Below are 21,278 nucleotides of genomic sequence, written 5' to 3' on the forward strand. Positions count from 1 at the left end.
GGCCGGCCCTTGGGTCGCCGCGGCCCGCCCACCGCCTTCAGCAGCACCGTCCGTGCCTCGTCCTCGCCCAGGCCCGCCAGCGAGGGCGCGATCAGAGGGCGCAGGACCGGCGGGGCGGTCGCGGAGTCGACCCGCACCGGTATCAGCTTCTGCTTCGCCGCCACGACGGCCGTCCACTCGGCGGTCGTGAACCGGTCCGGATCGAAGTACGCCTGCGAGAACAACGCCAGCATCCGCCCCGAGGCCAGCGCCGCGTTCATCTTCAGGACGAAGTTCTCACCCGCACCCCAGTCCCAGAAGTCCAGCTCCACCTCGTAGCCGGCATCCACCAGCTGCCAGGCCACCCACTCCGCCCACGCCCGGTCCGCCCCCGCATGACTGACGAACACCCGGCCATCCTCGCCGACCAACGCACACCCCCGACGCAGCCCAGCACCAGACCACCGACACTAGGCCGAACAACCCCACACCCGCCCAGACTTCACCCACACCCGACAGATCCGCGGGCGAATTGCGTGGGCAGCTCCGGCTGAGAAGCGGACGGCCAACCCTCCGCGCAGCTGTTGACCTCCGACCCTGACATCAACGTGCACGCACCTCGGCGCACACCCACAGAAAGACGGCGCTGCCGACTGCTGCACCACAGCCCGGATACGCGGCCAAGCACGGCGCCTCGATGCGGACCTGAGAGAACAACCCGCAGGTCAGATGGCAGATGCGTACAGAGGGCTTCTCGGTCTTGAAAACCGTCGTGGCGCGAGTCACCGTGGGTTCAAATCCCACACCCACCGCTTGCAGGCCACATAAGGCCAAGTGAGAAGGGGTGTCCGGAGCTTCCGGGCACCCCTCTTGTATTCGACCTGTCTCACGGTTTCTCGCCTGTGCCCCGATCCTGACCAGGGCGTATGGCCCAGACTTGCGATTATTTTAGAAATCCTGCAATCAGCCCGGCGAGCAAGAGCGTGTGAGATCGACCGGCAGCCGGGTCTTCGCACAGCAGGTCCCATTGTCAGTGCCGTACCGCACCATAGAGCGCAGACGCCCAACACCGGCTGGGAGGCCAGACGTTCCCTGGAGCAGAGGAGCAGATCTGACGTGCACAACAACCTGATCTACCTCACCGACGGTCGAGGCAAGGTCGACGCCACCAAGCTCAGTGACATCGAGTGGGCGCGGGCTCGTCGTCGACAACCGCGACTCCACGCGTCGCCAGCTCGTGAAGTGCGCCTGGTGCTGGGACGAGGACCGCGTCACCCACTGGATGAAGACTTACTCCCACAACAAGGGCGGCCGTGTCATCTCTCACCAGCCCGGTGAAAGTGCCGACCACCCCTATCAGGCGCTGGAGATCGACGAGCACAAGGCGTACTGCGATCGTGTCGAACGCATAGGTGTGGCCGCAGGGTTCCAGGCCCGGCGTGAAGCCCGTGCCGGCGACGGCCGTACGCGTTCGATGCTCTTCTCGTCGGCACTCAGCACGTCTCCTACGAGATGCAGCACTCGCCGTTCAAGCAGCGATATGGAGCGAGGGAGCGAACCCGTCGGTCCCTCGCCGCCGAGCGGGAGGCGGTTGCCTGGCATACCGCCAGCTCCATCATCGCCGAGGGCGCCACCGTCGCCATCCTCCGCTCCAACCAGGCCCGTCTTCCCCAGATCGAGAACCCGCGATACGAACTTCGCATCCTTGGTGGGTACCGGAAAGTCCTTGTCTGGGAGTGCACCAGCCGCCAGGGGCATCGCTGCCCCCGGGGGCCTATACCGGCTGCGGTGCCACCCATGTCGACTCCCAATCCAGCGCCATCACCCTGGACGACTTCATCCGTCAGGCCCCCGCAGGCTTGGTGCTGCCCGTCCAGCCGATGGAACGCACCGGCTTCTGGACCACAACCCACCGGGTCGGCCGGCTTCACCGTGGTGGTCCGCCCAAATCCGGTAGTGCGACGGTTCCCGGTTCACAGCGCACCGAGGTCCGTGTCTGGCCGGCAGTAAGGGCACGCCGTGATGCCGTCCTGTGTGAGCGCGCTAAGCGCCTGGTCGTGGGTCAGCCGCTTCGTGAGGTTGCCAGCCATGCCGCTGGCGCTCGTGTGTACCGCGTCCGGGCTGGGTTTGCCATCTGCTCGCAGCATCGAAAGCTTCCACTCCGGCTCTCACGGCGGCAGGGCGCACGCGGCGGCTGCCTCCTGACGCTCCAGCTCTGCGATGGATTTGTCAGTGCGGCGCAGCTGCCACGCGAGCCACTGGCGGACGCTGCGCAGGCGCTCCAGGCGAGGCACTTGTTCGGACACATGTTCGAGCCTAGATCTCGGGAGCCCTGGTTCGACAGAGAGACCACACGCGGGGGAGGTTCGCCATGCCGTGGTCCACGGCTCCAGCGGTGCCGTTCGCGCTTCTCTTTGGCTTGCTGGCCAGCTAGAACGCACTCCGGGCTGGGCCGTCTGTGGGCCGTCCGAGGGCGCCCAGCAGTGACCACTAACGACCGACGACGACCACCGCGAGCATCAAGGCCCGCAGGTCACCAGATTCCGTCTGCGACACTGGTAGCACCATGCCCAAGCCCGGAGAACTCACTTTCGTCGCCCCCCGCGGAGCCAAGAAGCCCCCGCGGCACCTTGCGGACCTCACGCCCGCCGAGCGCAAGGAGGCCGTGGCCTCGATCGGCGAGAAGCCGTTCCGCGCCAAGCAGCTCTCGCAGCACTACTTCGCGCGGTACGCCCATGACCCGGCCCAGTGGACCGACATCCCCGCCGCTGCGCGCGAGAAGCTCGCCACCGAGCTGCTGCCCGACCTGATGGCGGTCGTACGGCACATCTCGTGCGACGACGACACGACCCGCAAGACCCTGTGGCGGCTGCACGACGGCACGCTCGTCGAGTCCGTGTTGATGCGGTACCCCGACCGGGTCACCATGTGCATCTCCTCGCAGGCCGGCTGCGGGATGAACTGCCCGTTCTGTGCGACCGGGCAGGCGGGCCTCGACCGCAACCTGTCGACCGCCGAGATCGTGCACCAGATCGTCGACGGCATGCGCGCCCTGCGCGACGGCGAGGTGCCCGGTGGCCCGGCCCGGCTGTCGAACATCGTCTTCATGGGCATGGGCGAGCCGCTCGCCAACTACAAGCGGGTCGTCGGCGCCATCCGCCGTCTCACCGACCCCGAGCCCGACGGTCTCGGCCTCTCGCAGCGTGGAATCACCGTCTCCACCGTCGGGCTGGTGCCGGCCATGCACCGCTTCGCCGACGAGGGCTTCAAGTGCAGGCTCGCCGTGTCGCTGCACGCTCCGGACGACGAGCTGCGCGACACCCTGGTCCCGGTCAACACCCGCTGGAAGGTCCGCGAGGTCCTCGACGCCGCCTGGGAGTACGCGGAGAAGTCCGGCCGCCGGATCTCGATCGAGTACGCGCTGATCCGCGACATCAACGACCAGGCCTGGCGCGGCGATCTGCTCGGCCGCCTCCTCAAGGGCAGGCGCGTCCATGTGAACCTGATCCCGCTCAACCCCACCCCGGGATCGAAGTGGACGGCCTCGCGCCCCGAGGACGAGAAGGCCTTCGTGGAGGCCATCGCCGCCCACGGTGTGCCGGTGACCGTCCGGGACACGCGTGGCCAGGAGATCGACGGAGCCTGCGGACAGCTCGCGGCGACCGAGCGCTGAGGCAGGGCCTGCCGGCCATGGCTGATACTGTGCCCGTGCTTTCGCACAAATGAACAATGAACATTCCGACAGGGGAGCGCACACAGCGCTGAGAGTGCGGCCAGGCCGCAGACCCTCGGACCTGATCCGGGTCATACCGGCGTAGGGAGTCAGCACCATCATGAACAGCCAGCTTCGCCGTGCCGTCAGCACCGCACTCGTCGGTGCCCTCGGCATCGCCGCACTCGCCGCCTGCGGCGAGCAGTCCAAGGACTCCTCGGACGGCGGCTCGGGCAAATCCAGGACCGTCACACTCGTGAGCCATGACTCCTTCACGGCGTCCCCGGCGGTACTGAAGGAGTTCACCGAGCAGACCGGCTACAAGGTCAAGGTCCTCAAGAGCGGGGACGCGGGCGCGGCGCTCAACAAGGAGATCCTCACCAAGGGCTCCCCCCAGGGCGACGTCTTCTTCGGCGTGGACAACACCCTGCTCTCGCGCGCCCTCCAGAACGACCTGTTCACGCCGTACGAGGCCAAGGGCCTCGACCAGGTCGCGGACGAAGTGCAGCTCGACAAGGGCAAGCACCGCGTCACCCCCGTCGACACCGGCGACATCTGCGTCAACTACGACAAGAAGTACTTCGCCGACAAGAAGCTCGCGCCGCCGCAGACCTTCGACGACCTTGCCGAACCGGCGTACAAGAACCTCCTGGTCGTCGAGAACGCGGCCACCTCCTCGCCCGGCCTCGGCTTCCTGCTCGGCACGGTCGCCAAGTACGGCGACGAGGGCTGGCAGGACTACTGGAAGAAGCTCGACGCCAACGGCGTCAAGGTCGTCGACGGCTGGGAGCAGGCGTACAACGAGGAGTTCTCCGGTTCCGCCGGCGGCAAGAAGGCCAAGGCCGACCGTCCGCTCGTCGTCTCCTACGCCTCCAGCCCGCCCGTCGAGGTGCTCTACGCGGACCCGCAGCCTGCCGAGGCCCCGACCGGCGTCGCGACCGGCACCTGCTTCCGCCAGATCGAGTTCGCGGGTCTGCTGCACGGCGCGAAGAACGAGGCGGGCGGCAAGGCACTGCTGGACTTCCTGATCACCAAGAAGTTCCAGGAGGACATGCCGCTGAACATGTTCGTGAACCCGGTGGTCAAGGACGCGAAGCTGCCTGCGCTCTTCACCGAGCACGGCGCGGTCGTCGACAAGCCGGAGACCGTCGCTCCCGGGACGATCACCAAGAATCGTGAGCAGTGGGTCCAGTCGTGGTCCTCGCTCGTCCTGAAGTAAGCAGCACCCTCCGCGGGAACGCGGCGCGGCTGGCTCTGATCGCCGTGCCCGTCGCGTTCTTCGCGCTCTTCTTCGCCTACCCCGTCACCGCGATCGTCGGACGCGGTCTGAACGTCGACGGGGTATGGCAGCTGGGACGGATCGGCGAGGTACTCGGGCGGCCCGAACTGCTGCGGGTGCTGTGGTTCACCACATGGCAGGCGCTGGCATCCACCGCGCTCACCCTGCTGATCGCGCTGCCAGGCGCGTATGTCTTCGCCCGTTTCGACTTCCCCGGCAAGCGGCTGCTGCGAGCGGTGGTCACCGTTCCCTTCGTGCTGCCCACCGTCGTCGTCGGCACCGCGTTCCTCGCGCTGCTGGGACGCGGCGGACTCCTCGACGACCTGTGGGGCGTACGCCTCGACACCACCGTGTGGGCGATCCTGCTCGCGCACGTCTTCTTCAACTACGCCGTCGTCGTGCGGACGGTGGGCGGACTCTGGTCCCAGCTCGACCCGCGCCAGGAGGAGGCCGCGCGTGTGCTCGGCGCCGGACGATTCGCCGCCTGGCGGAGCGTCACCTTGCCGGCGCTGGGCCCCGTCGTGGCAGCGGCCGCGCTGATGATCTTCCTGTTCACCTTCACCTCCTTCGGTGTGGTGCAGATCCTCGGCGGACCCACTTTCGCCACCCTCGAGGTCGAGATCTACCGGCAGACGGCACACCTGCTGGACCTGTCCACGGCAGCCGTGCTCACTCTGGTGCAGCTCGCGGCCGTCGGGACGGTCCTCGCCGTGCACGCCTGGACCGTACGACGGCGGGAGAGCGCCCTGCGCCTGGTCGATCCGGCGCTGACCGCACGCCGGCCGCGCGGCGCCGGCCAGTGGGCGCTGCTCTGCGCGGTCCTCGCCACAGTCGCGCTGCTGCTCCTCGCGCCCCTCGCGGTGCTCGTCGAGCGGTCCTTCGACACCCCGGAGGGATACGGCTTCGCGTACTACCGCGAGCTCGGCACGGTGGACCCGACGGGCGGAGCGTTCCTGGTGCCGCCTGTCGAAGCGGTCTGGAACTCCCTCCAGTACGCCCTGGTGGCCACCGCCATCGCCGTGGCCGTCGGCGGGCTCGCGGCCGCCGCGCTGACCCGGAGGGCCGGGCGGTTCGTGCGTGGCTTCGACGCGCTGCTGATGCTGCCGCTCGGTGTCTCGGCCGTCACCGTCGGCTTCGGCTTCCTGATCACACTCGACGAGCCGCCACTGGATCTGCGGGCCTCCTGGATCCTGGTGCCGCTCGCCCAGGCACTGGTCGGCGTCCCCTTCGTCGTCCGCACCATGCTGCCGGTCCTGCGCGCCGTGGACCAACGGCTGCGGGAGGCCGCGGCCGTACTCGGCGCATCGCCGCTGCGGGCCTGGCGGGAGGTCGATCTGCCGCTGGTACGGCGGGCGTTGCTGATCGCCGCCGGATTCGCCTTCGCCGTCTCGCTCGGCGAGTTCGGCGCGACGGTCTTCATCGCACGCCCCGACCGGCCGACGCTGCCGGTGGCTGTGGCCCGGCTGCTGGGGCGTCCCGGAGAGCTCAACTACGGGCAGGCGATGGCGCTGAGCACGATCCTGATGGCCGTCTGCGCGGTCGCCCTGCTGCTCCTCGAACGCATCCGTACGGGAGTCCGTTCCGACAACACCACGGAGGAGTTCTGATGGCGATGCTGCGGCTGTCGGACGTGAGCGTACGGTTCGGGGCGCGTGCGGCGCTCGACTCGGTGGACCTGGAGGTCACCGAGCACGAGACCGTATGCGTACTCGGACCGAGCGGCAGCGGCAAGTCCACCCTGCTGAGGGCAGTCGCCGGACTGCAGGACATCGACCACGGACGGGTCCTGCTCGGCGGCGCGGACCAGAGGGGCGTGCCGGCACACCGGCGTGGAGTGGGCCTGATGTTCCAGGACCACCAGTTGTTCCCGCAGCGCGATGTCGGCGGCAACGTCGCCTTCGGGCTGCGGATGCGCGGGGTCCGCCGCGCCGAACAGGCCCGCCGGGTGGCCGAGTTGCTGGAGCTGGTCGGGCTGCCGGGTGCCGCCGGGCGGGAGGTGTCGTCGCTGTCCGGAGGTGAGCAGCAGCGGGTCGCGCTCGCCCGGGCGCTGGCACCGGAGCCGAGGCTGCTGATGCTCGACGAACCCCTGGGCCAGCTGGACCGGGGGCTGCGGGAGCGGCTCGTCGTCGAACTGCGCGGCCTCTTCCGCCGGTTGGGCACGACGGTGCTCGCCGTCACCCACGACCAGAGCGAGGCCTTCGCGCTCGCCGACCGTGTGGTCGTCATGCGCGACGGACGGATCGCCCAGACGGGCACGCCGCTGGAGGTGTGGCGGCACCCTGCGTCGGAGTTCGTCGCGCGCTTCCTCGGCTTCGACAATGTCGTCCCCGCGACCGTGCACGGCGCGGCGGCGGACACGGTGTGGGGCAGGATTCCGGTGCCGAAGGGATCGCCGCAGGGCCCGTGCCGCCTGCTGATCCGCCCGTCCGGAGTGCGGGTGCTGCCTTCACCCGACGGCCTGCGCTGTGCGGTGACGTCCCGTGTCTTCCGGGGCACGCATGTCGCGCTGCGGCTGGAGCCCGAGAATGCCCCGCCGCTGGAGGCGGAGTGCGGACTGGGGGACGCCCCTGAGCAGGGTGCGCAGGCGGGAGTGGCATTCGACCCGGCCGAGGTGGTCGTGCTCCCCCCCGAGTAACGGGACTCCGTTCAGGACGGGGAAGCTTCCGCCGGCCCTTCCACGGTGCCGCCGGCTCCTTACGCGGCCAGCCGCGCGAGTGCCTCAGGGGCCTCTTCGACCGAGTCGACCAGCGCGATGCGCGTCTGCATCGACCGGCCGCTGGCCAGCGACTGGAGCAGCGGCCAGGTCGGAAGCAGCTCGGTCCAGTGAGCACGGTTCACGAGCACCATGGGGGTGGGTTCACCCCGGGACTCGTAGTAGTTCGGGGTCGCGTTGTCGAAGATCTCCTGGACGGTGCCGGCTGCGCCCGGCAGGAAGATCACGCCCGCGGAGGAGCGGGACAGCAGACCGTCCTCGCGGGTGGCGTTGGCGAAGTACTTGGCGATGTGCCCGGCGAACGCGTTCGGCGGCTCGTGGCCGTAGAACCAGGTGGGGATGCCCACCGAGTCGCCGCCCTGCGGCCAGCGGCGGCGCACCTCGAAGGCCGCGAGTGCCCACTCGGAGACGGACGGGACGAAGGACGGTGCCTTGGCGAGGAGTTGGAGGGCGTCGTCCAGCATCTCGTCGGGCTGCGGAGCGGCGTACGCGCCCAGGTTGGCGGCCTCCATCGCACCGGGCCCGCCGCCGGTCGCCACCGTGAACCCGTCCCGGGCCAGTGCCCGGCCGAGCCGGGCGGCCCCGGCGTACGCGTCGGTGCCACGGGCCATCGCGTGCCCGCCCATCACGCCCACGACCCGTGCGCCGACAAGGAGTTCGTCCAGGGTGTCGGAGATCGCGTCGTCGTGGATCGAGCGGAGCATCGAGGCGTAGATGTCGCCGTCGGCCTTGGTGGACTGGAACCACTGGTAGGTGCCGGCGTCGGGAGTGGCGTCGTAGCCGCGGTCGGCAAGGCCGGTGAAGAGCTCTTCGGGGGAGTACAGCCGCCCCCGGTACGGATCGAAGGGCAGTCCCGGCACGGGCGGGAACACGAGCGCGCCGTCGCCGCGGACCTTGGCGTCGGCGTCGGCGTTCATACGGCAGCCGAGGAACACGGCGTCCGCACAGTCGCAGCTGAGCAGGGCGAACGTACGGTGCGACAGATCGACGGACTGCACCCGGTACCCGACGAGCGAGCCTCCCGCGGCAATCTCGTCGAACGCCTCGATGGACTCGATCTCGCGGTGATGTCCGCGCTCCTGCGGGTTCGCCATGCGGCCACGATAGGCCCCTGCCGGGGACGGCGGGGGAGCGGGGTGGCGCGGTGCGGACGGGCGCGGTCGCCCTTGCGCCGAGTGCAGTTGCCGCTCCTGGGGGACGGTGTGCGGCGCGTCGGTGGCGGCTCTGTGCGCATGTCTCGAACGTCGGCGTCTCACGGCGGCTTCCGGTGGAGGCGGCCCGGCGACGGGGTGTGCATGAACGAGAAGGCCGGTCCTGTCTCGGGACGGGCAGGCGGGCGGCGCGGCCGTCGGTCCGGGAGAGTTCGGCCTCGGGGCCGGGAGCCGCTGCGGAGGCGGATCCCGGGACGGGGCCGGCCGCTGGTGCGCCCAGGGGCAGTGGGTCGGCGGACAGCGGTCAGGGGGAGAGCGGGGCCGCGGCCAGAGTGGCCACCGCCCAGGTCAGGGGGACGAAGGCCACGAGCAGCGCCACCGCGCGCAGCGCCGTTGCCTGATGGAGGGCCGCGAGAGAGGTGCCCAGGCGCAGGAGGTTCGTCCTGGTCTGTGCCCGGGCCTGGCGGGCCTCCAGCACCGCCGTCAGCAGCGTCGCCGTCGTGCAGGCCATCACCAGGATCACGCCGAGGGCCGTCACCGGCCCGAAGACGTCCGAGGACGTGCCGTACACCGTCGAGGCCGCGATCGCTCCCGAGGCCACCGCGCACACCACGCCCAGGGGGCGGCCGATGCGCTGGGCCTCCTCCATCAGGACGCGGCCGGCCAGCAGGCGCGTCGCGCCGGGGCGGGCGGTCTGCAGGAGGCGGCCGCACAGATGGGTGATGCCCGGGCCCGCGAGGGCGAGCCCCACGGCGGTCAGGGCCCAGCCCGCCAGGACCCCTGCCGGTCCGTCGGCGACCTGCCCCGGCAGGGGGAGCGCAGACTGGGCCGCGCCTCGGCTGGCGTAGGTCTCGACGGCGAGGCCGGCGGCGGTCAGGGCGACCCCCCAGGGCAGCCCGGGTGGTGCCGCCATCGGGGCGGCGGGCTGGTCCGGGTCCGTCTCCTCGCCCGGCTTCGCCGGACGTGGCCGCAGCGCGAGCGCCGCCGCGACGGTGGCCAGCACCGGTACCAGCGAGAGCAGCGTCAGCACCGCCCCCAGCGGCAACGGCTGTTCTGCGGCCAGCAGTTCGGCCGCGTCCGCGTCGAACGGCAGCCCTGTCAGATCTCCGCGCAGATGCAGGAAGAACAGCAGGGCCAGCATGCTGCCCAGCGTGCAGGCGACAGCCGTGGACACCGCGGCGAGCGCGGCCAGCCGGGCCGGGCCCAGCCCCACCGCGGACAGCCCGGACCGCAGGCGCGTGCTCGGATCCGCACGCGCCACGGCCACCGCGAAGTGCACGGTCGCGGCGAGCGGCGCCAGGCACCACAGCAGCCGTACCACTGATGCGCCCGAATCGTCGGGGTGGGCCAGCGCATAGGTCAGCGTGCACAGCAGCAGAAAGCCGACACCCGCCGATGCCGCCGCCACCATCAGCCGGCGCAGCAGAACCAGGGGATGTGTGCCGCGGGCTAGACGGAGAGCGAGCACGCGGCCCGCCCTTCCGCGTCGGCGGAGCCGAGGGAGTTGGCCCGTCGGCCGTCGACGATCGTGATCGCCCGGTCCGCGAGCCCCGCCACATCCGCGTCGTGCGTGGCCAGTACCACGGTGATCCGGTGCGAGCGCGCCGCGGCCGTCACCGTACGCAGCACGTGGGCCGCGTCGGCGCGGTGCAGCGTCGCCGTCGGCTCGTCGGCGAACAGCACCGCCGGCACGGTGACCAGAGCCCGTGCGACACAGACGCGCTGCTGCTCGGACCGCAGCAGGGCGTAGGGGCGCTTGTCCGCGCAGCCGCCGATGTCCAGGCGCTCCATCCACTCCAGTGCGGTGGACTTCGCCTTGCGGTGCGAGACGCCGCGCAGCAGCAGTGGCAGCGCCGCGTTCTCCCACGCCTTGAGCTCCGCCACCAGCGTCGGCTCGGGGTCGATCCAGCCGAACCGGTCGCGCCGCAGCCGTTCCCGGTGCACCGGAGGCATCGTGTGCACGGGCGAGCTGTTGAACCACACCTCGCCCTGCTGCGGCACGAGTTGGCCGGACAGACACCGCAGCAGCGTGGTCTTGCCGCCGCCCCGCGGGCCGCACACGGCGAGGATCTCGCTCTCCCGTACGCCCAGTGACACACCGACGAGCGCGGGTGAGCCGCGGTGGGAGTAATGGAGGGAACGTGCCCAGAGCACATCGTTGTCCGGTGGGGCCACCATGGCGCACTCCTCGGTTCTGATCAGATTTCCGGCCCCCCGTACGGGGGAACGAAGACAGGGCCGATCGGTCACTGGGCACGCTAAGGAGTCCGCGGCGAGGCGCCGGAAGGCACGCGGCCCGGGTACCGCCCATCTCACTCGGATGGGGGTACCCGGGCCGGTCACAGGCAGGGTGCGGAGCCGTTGGCTAGAGCTTGGTCCAGGCCTCCGTCAGGACGCTGCGGAGGATCTGCTCGATCTCGTCGAACGTCGACTGGTCGGCGATCAGCGGCGGCGCCAGCTGCACGACCGGGTCGCCGCGGTCGTCGGCGCGGCAGTACAGACCGTTCTCGAACAGCGCCTTGGAGAGGAAGCCGTACAGGACGCGCTCGGTCTCCTCGTCGTTGAAGGACTCCTTCGTCGCCTTGTCCTTCACCAGCTCGATGCCGTAGAAGAAGCCGTTGCCGCGGACGTCGCCGACGATCGGCAGGTCGTGCAGCTTCTGCAGCGTGGACAGGAAGGCGCCCTCGTTGTCCAGCACGTGCTGGTTGAGCTTCTCCTTCTCGAAGATGTCGAGGTTGGCGAGGCCCACGGCCGCGGAGACCGGGTGACCGCCGAAGGTGTAGCCGTGCAGGAAGGTGTTGTCGCCCCGGTAGAAGGGCTCGGCGAGACGGTCGGAGACGATGCATGCGCCGATCGGGGAGTAGCCCGACGTCATGCCCTTGGCACAGGTGATCATGTCCGGCACGTAGTCGAACTTGTCGCAGGCGAAGGTCGTGCCGAGGCGGCCGAAGGCACAGATGACCTCGTCGGACACGAGCAGGACGTCGTACTGGTCGCAGATCTCGCGGACCCGCCGGAAGTAACCCGGCGGCGGCGGGAAGCAGCCGCCGGCGTTCTGCACCGGCTCGAGGAACACGGCCGCGACGGTGTCGGCGCCCTCGAAGAGGATCTGCTGCTCGATCTGGTCGGCGGCCCAGCGGCCGAAGGCCTCGGGGTCGTCGCCATGGATCGGCGCACGGTAGATGTTGGTGTTCGGCACCTTGTGCGCGCCGGGCACCAGCGGCTCGAAGGGGGCCTTCAGGCCGGGCAGACCGGTGATGGACAGAGCACCCTGCGGAGTGCCGTGGTAGGCGACCGCACGGGAGATGACCTTGTACTTGGTGGGCTTGCCGATGAGCTTGAAGTACTGCTTCGCGAGCTTCCAGGCGGTCTCGACGGCCTCACCGCCACCGGTGGTGAAGAAGACCTTGTTGAGGTCGCCCGGAGCGTGCTGCGCCAGACGCTCGGCGAGTTCCACGGCCTTCGGGTGCGCGTAGGACCACACGGGGAAGAACGCGAGCTCCTGCGCCTGCTTGAAGGCCGCCTCGGCGAGCTCGCGCCTCCCGTGGCCCGCGTTGACCACGAACAGGCCGGCGAGGCCGTCCAGGTAGCGCTTGCCCTTGTCGTCGTAGATGTAGGTGCCCTCGCCACGCACAATGGTGGGCACGGGTGCGTTCTCGTACGACGCCATGCGGGTGAAGTGCATCCACAGGTGGTCGTAGGCGGTCTTGGAGAGGTCCTTGCTCACGGCTATCGGGTTCCCCACATATAGGTCTGCTTCTTGAGCTTTAGGTAAACGAAGCTCTCGGTGGAGCGCACCCCGGGGAGGGCGCGAATCCGCTTGTTGATCACTTCGAGCAGGTGGTCGTCGTCCTCGCAGACAATCTCCACCATCAGGTCGAACGAGCCCGCGGTCATCACCACGTACTCGCACTCGGCCATTGCGGTGAGTGCGTCGGCCACCGGGTCGAGATCGCCCTCGACCTTGATGCCGACCATTGCCTGGCGGCGCAGGCCCACGGTGAGCGGGTCGGTGACGGCGACGATCTGCATCACGCCCTGATCGAGCAGCTTCTGGACGCGCTGCCGCACCGCCGCCTCGGAAAGGCCCACGGCCTTGCCGATCGCGGCATAGGGGCGGCGCCCGTCCTGCTGGAGCTGTTCGACGATCGCGAGGGAGACGGAGTCGATCGTCGGACTCGACGATCCGCTTCCCGCCCCGGTCCTGGAGTCTGCGCTACGGCTGGCCACGAGCTCACTCTGCACCGCGACTCGTCTGTCTGGCAACCCCAGAGCGATGAAATTCGTTGTCAGCGGGGCGATATTTCACTGAATCCGAAGTTGGGGAGCGTCGGGCCTATGGAAAACGTCTGCCGAGAGATTAGGGTGGATGTCTCAGGGATCGGACACCGACAGGACTGGAGGGGTGGCAACAGTGACCACCGAGCTGCGTCGTCTGCGCAACTACATCAACGGGGAGTTCCGGGACGCCGCCGACGGCCGGACCATCGACGTGGTCAACCCGGCCACGGGCGAGGTCTACGCCACGTCGCCGCTGTCCGGCCAGGCCGATGTCGACGCCGCCATGGACGCTGCCGCGGCCGCTTTCCCCGCCTGGCGCGACACCACCCCGGCCGAGCGTCAGAAGGTTCTGCTGAAGATCGCGGACGCCTTCGAGGCGCGGGCCGAGGATCTTGTCGCGGCCGAGTCGGAGAACACGGGCAAGCCGCTCGAGCTCACGCGCACCGAAGAGATTCCGCCGATGGTGGACCAGATCCGCTTCTTCGCGGGCGCGGCGCGCATGCTCGAAGGACGCTCCGCCGGCGAGTACATGGAGGGCATGACCTCGATCGTCCGGCGTGAGCCGGTCGGTGTCTGTGCCCAGGTCGCGCCGTGGAACTACCCGATGATGATGGCGGTGTGGAAGTTCGCGCCGGCCCTGGCGGCGGGCAACACCGTCGTCATCAAGCCGTCCGACACCACGCCCGCGTCGACGGTGCTGATCGCCGAGATCATCGGCGCGATCGCCCCCAAGGGCGTCTTCAACGTCATCTGCGGCGACCGCGACACCGGCCGCCTGATGGTCGAGCACGAGACCCCGGCGATGGCGTCCATCACCGGTTCCGTGCGCGCCGGCATTCAGGTCGCCGCCTCCGCGGCCAAGGACGTCAAGCGTGTCCACCTCGAGCTCGGCGGCAAGGCGCCCGTCGTGGTCTTCGAGGACACCGACATCCCCAAGGCGGTCGAGGACATCTCGGTCGCGGGCTTCTTCAACGCCGGACAGGACTGCACCGCCGCGACCCGCGTGCTCGTGCACGAGTCCATCCACGACGAGTTCGTGCAGGCACTCGCCAAGGCGGCCGCCGACACCAAGACGGGTGCGCCGGACGACGAGGACGTGCTGTTCGGCCCGCTCAACAACGCCAACCAGCTGGCGCAGGTCTCCGGCTTCATCGACCGTCTGCCGGCGCACGCCAAGGTCGAGTCGGGCGGCCACCGGGTCGGCGACAAGGGCTACTTCTACGCCCCGACCGTCGTTTCCGGCCTGAAGCAGGACGACGAGATCATCCAGAACGAGGTCTTCGGGCCGGTCATCACGGTCCAGTCCTTCGCCGACGAGGCGCAGGCGCTGGAGTGGGCGAACGGTGTGGAGTTCGCGCTGGCGTCGTCGGTGTGGACGAAGGACCACGCGCGGGCGATGCGGATGTCGAAGGCGCTGGACTTCGGCTGCGTGTGGATCAACACCCACATTCCGCTGGTGGCGGAGATGCCGCACGGCGGCTTCAAGAAGTCCGGGTACGGCAAGGACCTGTCGTCGTACGGGTTCGACGACTACACGCGGATCAAGCACGTGATGACGTCGCTCGACGGCTGACGGCTGACGGCTGACGGCTGACGGCTGCGCGGTGGCGGGGCGGGGTGGGGGTGCGTTCCCCCGCCCCGCCCCTTTCCGTGACCGGGGGCGTGGCGGCGGCCGGGGCTACTCCAGCGGGGTGGTGTGAAGTGCCAGCAGCAGGCGCCAGGTCTGGGAGGACATCCGGTCCGGGGGCGCGGTGATCGTGCCGTGGAGCCAGTCCGCCAGCAGGCCCGCGAACGTCGAAGCCACCGCCGTGGCGATCAGGGCGGGGGCGGGGCCGCCCGCCAACTCGCGTTCGGTGCGGCTGCGTTCGCGTAGTTCGCGGTGGAGCAGGTCACCCAGCGGGCCGCTGCCGCCCTCGCGCAGCAACGTCCGGTACAGGGAGGCGTTCGCGGCCGCCCTGGTGAAGAACTCCGCCAGGGCAGGCGGCGGCGCTGCCGGGTCCGGCACGCCCCGCCACGCGTGCAGCGCGTCCACCGCGTCCCGTACGACCTCGGCACAGGCGTCGACCGCCAGAGCCTCGAGGTCGGGGTAGTGCACATAGAACGTGGCCCGGCCGACGCCCGCCCGGCGCACCACGGCTGCCACGCTGACCTGCTCGAGCGGGCGCTCGGCGCACTCCCGCAGCAGTGCCTCGCGCAGTCTGGACCGGGTCCGCTCCGCCCTGGGATCGCTCATCCCGCCAACAGTACGGCGCTCAGCGCGAGCGCACCGGGAAGGGCCTGAGCCACCAGGATGCGGCGGTTCGCGGTGACGCCCCCGTACAGGCCCGCCACCACCACGCAGCCGAGGAAGAAGAGCTGCACCTGGCGGCCCGTCGGGTGGGCGGCGATCAGGCCCCAGATCAGGCCCGCGGCCAGGAACCCGTTGTACAGGCCCTGGTTGGCGGCGAGCGGCGCGGTCTCGCGGGCCGTCTCCGCGTCGAAGCCGGAGAGTTTCCGGCCGGGCTTGCGCTGCCACAGGAACATCTCCAGAACCAGGATGTAAATGTGCAGCGCGGCCACCAGGCCGACCAGTGCTTGGGCTGTTGCGTTCATGCTCGACTCGATTCGATTCCGGTTCATGGACGAGTGTTCAGGAAGTATAGACATGTGTCCATGATCGACAGGGTGTCGGGCGGCGTGTCCATGGATCGACGCAGCGTCCATTGCCGCGCGCACCCGCCGCCCGGCATCCTTCGCACGTGTCGGCGATCCGGATGAATCCCATGTCACGTCGGTCCTTGCTGCGCGCCCTCGGTGGCGGTGCGGCCGGACCCGTACTCGCCGGCTGCGGGGTTCCCGCGGCCTTCGTCGCGCCCGGTGACCGCGCGCGCCGCGACCTCTCGGCCCGCGAGCGGCGAGTCGACTTCGCCAACTGGCCGCTGTACATCGACACGGACGACGAGGACACCTCGAAGCGGCCCACCCTCGACGCCTTCACCGAACGCACCGGGATCGCCGTCCGGTACACGGAGGAGATCAACGACAACGACGAGTTCTTCGGCAAGATCAGCCCCGCCCTCATGAACGGTCAGGAGACCGACCGGGACCTGATCGTCGTCAGCGACTGGATGGCGGCCCGGTTCGTACGGCTGGGCTGGGTGCAGGAGATGGACCGGGCGAGCCAGCCCAACGTCTCCAAGTACCTCGACCCGCAGCTGCGTTCACCCGCCTTCGACAACGGCCGGCGTCACAGTGTTCCCTGGCAGTGCGGGATCACCGGCATCGCGTACAACCGCGCACGGCTCGGCCGGGAGATCCGCAGTACCGGCGACCTGTGGGCGGACGACCTGCGCGGCAAGGTCACCCTGCTGTCCGGGCTCGACGAGGCCTTCGCGCTGCTGATGCAGGGCAACGGCGTCGACGTCACCCGCTGGAGCGCCGACGACTTCCACCTCGTGTGCGAGCAGGTGGAAAGGCGTGTACGGCAAGGACATGTCCGGCGGTTCACCGGCAACGACTACATCAAGGACCTCTCCACCGGCGATGTGCTTGCCTGCCAGGCGTACTCGGGCGATGTCATCCAGCTCCAGGCCGACAACCCGGACATCGAGTTCGTGGTCCCCGAGGAGGGGGCGGAACTGTGGGCCGAGAGTCTGATGATCCCCGACCTCGCCCGGCACAAGCGCAACGCCGAGGCGCTGATCGACCATTACTACGACCCCGAGGTGGCTGCCGAGCTGGCGGGCTGGGTCAACTACGTCTGCCCCGTGCCCGCCGCCCGTGAGGTGCTGGCCTCCGCCAAGGACGAGGAGACGGCGGCGCTGGCAGAGGACCCGCTGATCTTCCCCGACAACGCGATGCGGGCCCGGCTCGCCATCGCGCGTGACATCACGTCAACAGAGCGGCAGGAGCTCGCCGGGCGCTGGAACTCCCTCGTGGGCCTGTGATTTTTGAACGCGTTCATTCGCGCTGTACGCTGCTGTGCATGAGCGAGAGCGCGGCCCTCGTACGGGGCATACGTGTGTGGCTGGTCATCTTCATCGTCTGTCTCGTCCTCAGCGGCCTCACCGCCTTTCCGCTGGTGACCGAACTGCGCTGGCTGGAGGACGCGCTGAAGTCCTCCGCCTCCCCGGTGCCCGAGCACCTCCCCGGCCTGACGGAGTGGATCGAACGGGTCCGCGAGGGCCTGGACGCCACGGACGAGCGGTACCCGTTCGTGCTGTACGGCACGGACTGGCTGGCCTTCGCCCACCTGGTGATCGCGGTCGCCTTCTACGGCCCGTACCGCGACCCGGTGCGCAACATCTGGGTCATCGAATTCGGGATGATCGCCTGCGCGGGCATCATTCCGCTCGCCCTGATCTGCGGACCGATCCGCGGCATCCCCTTCTGGTGGTCGGTCATCGACATGTCGTTCGGGGTCTTCGGCGTGATCCCGCTCCACCTCGTGCGCCGCAGGATCAAGCGGCTGGAGGCGCTCACGGCCCGGCCGGTCCCCACCGCTGCCGTCGCCGCCGGCACCTGAGCGCCGCGTGGACGACGGCCCCCGCGAGCGGGTTCAGCCCTCTGTGCCATCCCGGCGCTCGGCGATGTCCTGGGCCTCGAGCACCGCGTCCCCGTACCGGAAGCCCCATGCGCCGAGGGCTCACCCTCGCGGGCGGCGCCGGGCCGTCGGCCGCGGAGCGGATCGCCGAGGCCGCGAGGGGTGCACGGGTCGTCAAGGCGTTCAACCTCTGTCACGAAAGCGTCTGGCGTATCGCGCCACTCGAATTCGGCGGCCGGCCGCTCGCCGCGCCTCTCTGCGGCGACGACCCGGAGGCGCTCGCGACCGTACGCGTCCTTGTGCGGGACCTCGGCGCGGAGCCCGTCGCGGCAGGCGCTCTCACCAGGGCACGCCTGCTCGAGGCCACGGCCGCCTTGCTGATCGGGCTGTGGGTGGAGGAGGGCGTCGATGCGCAGGCGATCGCCCCGCCCCTCGGGGCCGCGGCGGGCCGGTGACCGTGGTGCGGTGATCAGGCCCGCGAGCGGCGCACCACACTGCGCAGGGTGTCCACGCGGTTGGTCGTGATCGCATCGACTCCGCAGCCGATCAGCCGGCGCATCGTGCGCCGGGTGTCGGCCGTCCACGCGGAGATCAGCATCCCGTCCCGGTGGACCCTGTCCGCCAACTCAGGTCCGATCAGCCCGAATCGGTAGTTCAGCCAGCGGGGGCCCAGCGCGTCGAGCAGCACCTGGCGCGGCGGGGCGAGGGAGGTCCAGGTCAGGGCGATCTCGGCCGACGGGTCGGTCGCGCGTACCGCGAGCATCGTCGTCGCGCCGGCGCAGTAGTACACGCGGTCGCCCGCACCGCACTCGCGGACCGTGCCCACGACCGCGCGCACCGACTCCTCACAGGCGCCCGGCAGGTCGATCATCACGCGGTGTGCCCCGGTCTCGATCAGTGCCTCGCGCAGGGTCGGCACCCCGCCCGCGGTCAACCCGCTGACCTCGGCGTGGGTGAGCCGGGCGAGCGGGCGGTCGTGGCCCCACAGCCGCTCCAGCGAGTCGTCGTGCAGCAGCACGGGCACGCCGTCGCGGGTGAGCCGTACATCGATCTCGACCGCGTCCGCGCCGCGCTCGACGGCCGAACGCAGCGAGGGCAGGGTGTTCTCGCGGACGCGGTAGGGGTCGCCGCGGTGGGCCACGACCGTGACATCGCTCATGGAACCAGTGTGGTCGCCGGTCAGCGGGCCAGCCAGGCGGTGGTGTACGCGTCGATCTCCGCGTTGATCCTGGCCTTGCCCGCGGGGTCGAGGAAGGACGCTTCCACAGCGTTCTTCGCGAGGCCCGCGAGCCCCCGCTCGTCCAGGTCCAGCAGCCGTGCCGCGACCGCGTACTCGTGGTTCAGGTCGGTCCCGAACATCGGGGGATCGTCGCTGTTGATCGTCACCAGCACGCCGGCCGCGACCATCTCCCTGACCGGGTGCTGGTCGAGGTCGGTGACGGCACGCGTCGCGATGTTGGAGGTGGGGCAGACCTCCAGCGCGATCCGATGCTCCGCGAGGTGCGCGAGCAGTTTCGGGTCCTGCGTGGCGCTGGTGCCGTGCCCGATGCGCTCGGCGCGCAGTTCGGTGAGCGCGTCCCAGATCGTCCCGGGCCCGGTCGTCTCGCCGGCGTGCGGCACCGAGTGCAGTCCGGCGTCGATCGCGCGGTCGAAGTACGGCTTGAACTGCGGTCGCGGTACGCCGATCTCCGGGCCGCCGAGGCCGAAGGAGACCAGGCCATCCGGGCGCAGGTCCACCGCGAGCCGCGCGGTCTCCTCGGCGGCCGAGAGACCGGCCTCGCCGGGGATGTCGAAGCACCAGCGCAGCACGATCCCGAGCTCGGCCTCAGCCGCCCGGCGGGCGTCCTCGATCGCCTCCATGAAGGCCTTCTCGTCGATGCCACGGCGGGTCGAGCTGAAGGGCGTGACGGTCAGCTCGGCGTAGCGGATGCTCTGCCGGGCCATGTCCCGGGCCACCTCGAAGGTGAGCAGCCGTACGTCCTCCGGGGTCCGGATCAGATCGACGACGGAGAGGTAGACCTCGATGAAGTGCGCGAAGTCGGTGAAGGTGAAGTACTCGGCGAGCGCTTCCGGGTCGGTGGGAACCTTCGAGTCCGGGTGGTTGGCGGCCAGCTCGGCCACGATGCGCGGTGAGGCCGAACCGACGTGGTGCACATGCAGTTCGGCCTTGGGCAGTCCCGCGATGAAGGGGTGCAGATCGGTCATCGGGTGCCTCCGGGTGCGCTCGGCCGCTGGTCGTCAGGGATCATCGTAGGCGGCCGGGTCCGGCCCAGGGACCGGGCCGTAGCATGGCCGCACCACGAGTGGGGGAGAACAATGTCCGACAATCAGGCCCAGCCGCCCGGCGGGCCGCAGCCGCGAGACCCGTGGGCCCCGCCGGAGAGCAGCGCCGCACCGAGTGCCCCGCAGGACAGGGTGCCGCTGGACAAGCCCGCCGCGCGGCCGGTGCACGACCAGCCGACGGTCACGTCGATGCCGGCCGTCGACGGCGGCGCCGTGCCGCCGCCGACCGCTCCCGGTGGGCCGGGCCTGCCGGCAGCCGGTGCGTACGGCTACCCCGCGGCCCCGCCCGGCACGGGCACCGGCTCCTTCGGCCCGGTCGCGAGCGACCCGTACGGTGCCGGGTACCCGGGCTACCCCGGCTACCCCGGCTACGGCCAGCCCGGCTGGCAGCAGAGCCCGGCGAACGGCATGGGCATCGCCGCGATGGTGCTCGGCATCCTCGCCGTGTGCCTTTTCTGCGTCTACGGTGTCCTCTCGGTCATCCTCGGCGTCCTCGCGCTGATCTTCGGCATCCTCGGCCGCAAACGCGTCGAGCGGGGCGAGGCCACCAACGGCGGCATGGCCCTGGCCGGCGTCATCCTTGGCTCCATCGGCATCGTCATCGGCGCTGTCGTCATCGGCCTGCTCGCCTGGGGCATCACCAAGGCCATCGACGAGGAACGCAACAACGACTACGACTACGACTCGTACTCCAACGTCCTGGTGGTCGACGTCAGCCGGTAGCCCACCGCACCCGCAGTTCCTCGCGCGCCTCCATCAGCGCGAAGCCCAGCAGATTGAGCCCGCGCCAGCGCGTGGGATCCTCTGCCCGCTCGTCGTCGGCGGCCAGTCCGATACCCCAGATCAGGTCCACCGGGCTGGCCTCGACGAGCACCCGGTCGCCCGTGCCCAGCAGAAACTCCCGCAGGTCGGCGTCCTGCCCGAACTTGTGCACACTGCCCGCGCGCACGACCTCGAAGCGCTCCCGCTTCCATGCCTTCTCGTCGAAGCCCCGCACCAGCCGCCCCGCCTTCTTCGCCGCGGCCGGGCTCGTCGCCTCCAGCACCGCGCGTTCCACCTCCGCATCCCCGAACAGCCGGGCCTTGGCGGCCATCATCCAGTGCTCCGCGGTGGCGTAGCGCACGCCGTCCACCACGAAGGGCGACGGCCACCACTGGCTCAGACAGCCCGCCCCGAGAGTGCCGTCCCGGCGGGGCGCATGGCCCCAGAAGTGCAGGTACTTGATCCTCGTGCCGCCGGCGGCTTGCTTGATCAGCTCATCCATCCCCATGCATGCGAGTCTGGCAGTGACCACGGACAATCCGTTCAAGGTTTGTCCCGTCGACGCGACACTTGGTCGACCGATTCCGTCGCGTAAT

The 21,278-nt window shown here is 70.0% G+C and carries 21 protein-coding genes, 1 tRNA gene, 1 pseudogene and 1 riboswitch; of the genes and pseudogenes, 10 read left to right on the plus strand and 13 right to left on the minus strand.

Annotation, left to right across the window (positions count from 1 at the left end; translation table 11 throughout):
* Positions 1–389, minus strand: a 389-nt coding sequence (locus tag ABZ208_RS25165; RefSeq protein WP_356911729.1) for a toll/interleukin-1 receptor domain-containing protein, incomplete at its 3' end; no start/stop codon positions are given.
* Between the two features lie 312 nt (positions 390–701).
* Between ABZ208_RS25165 and ABZ208_RS25170 the strand changes: the two genes are divergently transcribed.
* Positions 702–788, plus strand: a tRNA-Ser gene (locus ABZ208_RS25170).
* Between the two features lie 1,164 nt (positions 789–1,952).
* On the opposite strand, the gene ABZ208_RS25175 is transcribed toward ABZ208_RS25170, so the two are convergent.
* Together ABZ208_RS25175 and ABZ208_RS25180 are read right to left on the minus strand one after the other, a co-directional pair.
* Positions 1,953–2,126, minus strand: coding sequence for a DUF6233 domain-containing protein (locus ABZ208_RS25175; RefSeq protein WP_356911730.1), 174 nt, complete (start codon positions 2,124–2,126; stop codon positions 1,953–1,955).
* A 21-nt stretch (positions 2,127–2,147) separates the two neighbouring features.
* Positions 2,148–2,285 carry a hypothetical protein gene (locus tag ABZ208_RS25180; protein ID WP_356911731.1) on the minus strand — a complete coding sequence of 46 codons (138 nt, stop codon included), beginning with the start codon at positions 2,283–2,285 and terminating at the stop codon, positions 2,148–2,150.
* A 260-nt stretch (positions 2,286–2,545) separates the two neighbouring features.
* On the opposite strand from ABZ208_RS25180, the gene rlmN reads away from it, so the two are divergent.
* The 4 genes from rlmN to ABZ208_RS25200 all read left to right on the plus strand — a co-directional run bounded on the left by rlmN (position 2,546) and on the right by ABZ208_RS25200 (position 7,605).
* Positions 2,546–3,652, plus strand: a complete 1,107-nt coding sequence (rlmN, locus tag ABZ208_RS25185) for a 23S rRNA (adenine(2503)-C(2))-methyltransferase RlmN (RefSeq protein WP_356911732.1) — start codon at positions 2,546–2,548, stop codon at positions 3,650–3,652.
* Between the two features lie 60 nt (positions 3,653–3,712).
* A riboswitch (TPP riboswitch) is annotated at positions 3,713–3,817 on the plus strand.
* Entirely contained in the window at positions 3,813–4,910 is a 1,098-nt protein-coding gene (locus tag ABZ208_RS25190; RefSeq protein WP_356911733.1) for a thiamine ABC transporter substrate-binding protein, read from the plus strand. Its footprint overlaps the riboswitch before it by 5 nt.
* 38 nt (positions 4,911–4,948) lie before the next feature.
* Positions 4,949–6,577, plus strand: a complete 1,629-nt coding sequence (locus ABZ208_RS25195) for an iron ABC transporter permease (RefSeq protein ID WP_356911805.1) — start codon at positions 4,949–4,951, stop codon at positions 6,575–6,577.
* On the plus strand, positions 6,577–7,605 hold the full coding sequence (locus ABZ208_RS25200) for an ABC transporter ATP-binding protein (RefSeq protein WP_356911734.1): 1,029 nt from the start codon (positions 6,577–6,579) through the stop codon (positions 7,603–7,605). Before ABZ208_RS25195 ends, ABZ208_RS25200 begins: the two co-directional genes overlap by 1 nt.
* Positions 7,606–7,664: 59 nt before the next feature.
* Here the strand turns inward: ABZ208_RS25200 and ABZ208_RS25205 are convergent, their stop codons facing one another.
* The 5 genes from ABZ208_RS25205 to ABZ208_RS25225 form a co-directional block, all read right to left on the minus strand.
* Positions 7,665–8,777 carry an LOG family protein gene (locus ABZ208_RS25205; protein WP_356911735.1) on the minus strand — a complete coding sequence of 371 codons (1,113 nt, stop codon included), beginning with the start codon at positions 8,775–8,777 and terminating at the stop codon, positions 7,665–7,667.
* A 361-nt stretch (positions 8,778–9,138) separates the two neighbouring features.
* Positions 9,139–10,302: a hypothetical protein gene (locus ABZ208_RS25210; protein WP_356911736.1), complete on the minus strand. Its 1,164-nt coding sequence runs from the start codon at positions 10,300–10,302 to the stop codon at positions 9,139–9,141.
* Positions 10,284–11,012, minus strand: a complete 729-nt coding sequence (locus tag ABZ208_RS25215) for an ATP-binding cassette domain-containing protein (RefSeq protein ID WP_356911737.1) — start codon at positions 11,010–11,012, stop codon at positions 10,284–10,286. The genes ABZ208_RS25210 and ABZ208_RS25215 overlap by 19 nt, the downstream gene beginning before the upstream one ends.
* 187 nt (positions 11,013–11,199) lie before the next feature.
* Positions 11,200–12,579, minus strand: coding sequence for an aspartate aminotransferase family protein (locus tag ABZ208_RS25220; protein ID WP_356911738.1), 1,380 nt, complete (start codon positions 12,577–12,579; stop codon positions 11,200–11,202).
* Positions 12,564–13,079: an Lrp/AsnC family transcriptional regulator gene (locus ABZ208_RS25225; protein WP_356911739.1), complete on the minus strand. Its 516-nt coding sequence runs from the start codon at positions 13,077–13,079 to the stop codon at positions 12,564–12,566. The genes ABZ208_RS25220 and ABZ208_RS25225 overlap by 16 nt, the downstream gene beginning before the upstream one ends.
* Positions 13,080–13,248: 169 nt before the next feature.
* Between ABZ208_RS25225 and ABZ208_RS25230 the strand changes: the two genes are divergently transcribed.
* Positions 13,249–14,688 (plus strand): gamma-aminobutyraldehyde dehydrogenase, encoded by a 1,440-nt coding sequence (locus ABZ208_RS25230; RefSeq protein ID WP_356911806.1) that lies wholly within the window; start codon positions 13,249–13,251, stop codon positions 14,686–14,688.
* A gap of 105 nt (positions 14,689–14,793) precedes the next feature.
* Here the strand turns inward: ABZ208_RS25230 and ABZ208_RS25235 are convergent, their stop codons facing one another.
* Both ABZ208_RS25235 and ABZ208_RS25240 read right to left on the minus strand, forming a co-directional pair.
* A complete protein-coding gene (locus ABZ208_RS25235; RefSeq protein ID WP_356911740.1) occupies positions 14,794–15,348 on the minus strand; it encodes a TetR/AcrR family transcriptional regulator in 555 nt (184 codons plus the stop codon).
* A complete protein-coding gene (locus ABZ208_RS25240) occupies positions 15,345–15,707 on the minus strand; it encodes a DUF1304 domain-containing protein (protein WP_356911741.1) in 363 nt (120 codons plus the stop codon). The genes ABZ208_RS25235 and ABZ208_RS25240 overlap by 4 nt, the downstream gene beginning before the upstream one ends.
* Before the next feature lie 170 nt (positions 15,708–15,877).
* Here ABZ208_RS25240 and ABZ208_RS25245 point away from each other — a divergent pair, with 170 nt between their 5' ends.
* From ABZ208_RS25245 to ABZ208_RS25255, 3 genes and pseudogenes are all read left to right on the plus strand, one after another.
* Positions 15,878–17,041: an extracellular solute-binding protein gene (locus ABZ208_RS25245; RefSeq protein ID WP_356911742.1), complete on the plus strand. Its 1,164-nt coding sequence runs from the start codon at positions 15,878–15,880 to the stop codon at positions 17,039–17,041.
* 38 nt (positions 17,042–17,079) lie between these two features.
* A complete protein-coding gene (locus tag ABZ208_RS25250; RefSeq protein WP_356911743.1) occupies positions 17,080–17,619 on the plus strand; it encodes a hypothetical protein in 540 nt (179 codons plus the stop codon).
* A 140-nt stretch (positions 17,620–17,759) separates the two neighbouring features.
* Positions 17,760–18,092: pseudogene (locus ABZ208_RS25255) on the plus strand (NADP oxidoreductase); the annotation flags it as partial.
* 14 nt (positions 18,093–18,106) lie between these two features.
* Here ABZ208_RS25255 and ABZ208_RS25260 read toward each other — a convergent pair.
* Together ABZ208_RS25260 and ABZ208_RS25265 are read right to left on the minus strand one after the other, a co-directional pair.
* Positions 18,107–18,796 carry a glycerophosphodiester phosphodiesterase gene (locus ABZ208_RS25260; RefSeq protein WP_356911744.1) on the minus strand — a complete coding sequence of 230 codons (690 nt, stop codon included), beginning with the start codon at positions 18,794–18,796 and terminating at the stop codon, positions 18,107–18,109.
* A 20-nt stretch (positions 18,797–18,816) separates the two neighbouring features.
* Positions 18,817–19,842 (minus strand): adenosine deaminase, encoded by a 1,026-nt coding sequence (locus ABZ208_RS25265; RefSeq protein ID WP_356911745.1) that lies wholly within the window; start codon positions 19,840–19,842, stop codon positions 18,817–18,819.
* A gap of 111 nt (positions 19,843–19,953) precedes the next feature.
* Here ABZ208_RS25265 and ABZ208_RS25270 point away from each other — a divergent pair, with 111 nt between their 5' ends.
* Complete coding sequence (locus ABZ208_RS25270; protein ID WP_356911746.1) at positions 19,954–20,643, plus strand: DUF4190 domain-containing protein; 690 nt, start codon at positions 19,954–19,956, stop codon at positions 20,641–20,643.
* On the opposite strand, the gene ABZ208_RS25275 is transcribed toward ABZ208_RS25270, so the two are convergent.
* Positions 20,633–21,190 carry an NADAR family protein gene (locus ABZ208_RS25275; RefSeq protein ID WP_356911747.1) on the minus strand — a complete coding sequence of 186 codons (558 nt, stop codon included), beginning with the start codon at positions 21,188–21,190 and terminating at the stop codon, positions 20,633–20,635. The two genes, ABZ208_RS25270 and ABZ208_RS25275, sit on opposite strands and share 11 nt — an antisense overlap.
* Positions 21,191–21,278: the final 88 nt, after the last annotated feature.

Source organism: Streptomyces sp. NPDC006208 (genome assembly GCF_040613775.1).
Taxonomy (GTDB): Bacteria; Actinomycetota; Actinomycetes; order Streptomycetales; family Streptomycetaceae; genus Streptomyces.

Coding starts and splice junctions, on each gene's coding strand:
- ABZ208_RS25270 (WP_356911746.1), top strand. CDS start 19,954: ATGTCCGACAATCAGGCCCAGCCGCCCGGCGGGCCGCAGCCGCGAGAC.
- ABZ208_RS25205 (WP_356911735.1), bottom strand. CDS start 8,777: ATGGCGAACCCGCAGGAGCGCGGACATCACCGCGAGATCGAGTCCATC.
- ABZ208_RS25240 (WP_356911741.1), bottom strand. CDS start 15,707: ATGAACGCAACAGCCCAAGCACTGGTCGGCCTGGTGGCCGCGCTGCAC.
- ABZ208_RS25215 (WP_356911737.1), bottom strand. CDS start 11,012: ATGGTGGCCCCACCGGACAACGATGTGCTCTGGGCACGTTCCCTCCAT.
- ABZ208_RS25235 (WP_356911740.1), bottom strand. CDS start 15,348: ATGAGCGATCCCAGGGCGGAGCGGACCCGGTCCAGACTGCGCGAGGCA.
- ABZ208_RS25275 (WP_356911747.1), bottom strand. CDS start 21,190: ATGGGGATGGATGAGCTGATCAAGCAAGCCGCCGGCGGCACGAGGATC.
- ABZ208_RS25190 (WP_356911733.1), top strand. CDS start 3,813: ATGAACAGCCAGCTTCGCCGTGCCGTCAGCACCGCACTCGTCGGTGCC.
- rlmN (WP_356911732.1), top strand. CDS start 2,546: ATGCCCAAGCCCGGAGAACTCACTTTCGTCGCCCCCCGCGGAGCCAAG.
- ABZ208_RS25260 (WP_356911744.1), bottom strand. CDS start 18,796: ATGAGCGATGTCACGGTCGTGGCCCACCGCGGCGACCCCTACCGCGTC.
- ABZ208_RS25265 (WP_356911745.1), bottom strand. CDS start 19,842: ATGACCGATCTGCACCCCTTCATCGCGGGACTGCCCAAGGCCGAACTG.
- ABZ208_RS25200 (WP_356911734.1), top strand. CDS start 6,577: ATGGCGATGCTGCGGCTGTCGGACGTGAGCGTACGGTTCGGGGCGCGT.
- ABZ208_RS25175 (WP_356911730.1), bottom strand. CDS start 2,126: ATGCTGCGAGCAGATGGCAAACCCAGCCCGGACGCGGTACACACGAGC.
- ABZ208_RS25245 (WP_356911742.1), top strand. CDS start 15,878: ATGTCACGTCGGTCCTTGCTGCGCGCCCTCGGTGGCGGTGCGGCCGGA.
- ABZ208_RS25250 (WP_356911743.1), top strand. CDS start 17,080: ATGAGCGAGAGCGCGGCCCTCGTACGGGGCATACGTGTGTGGCTGGTC.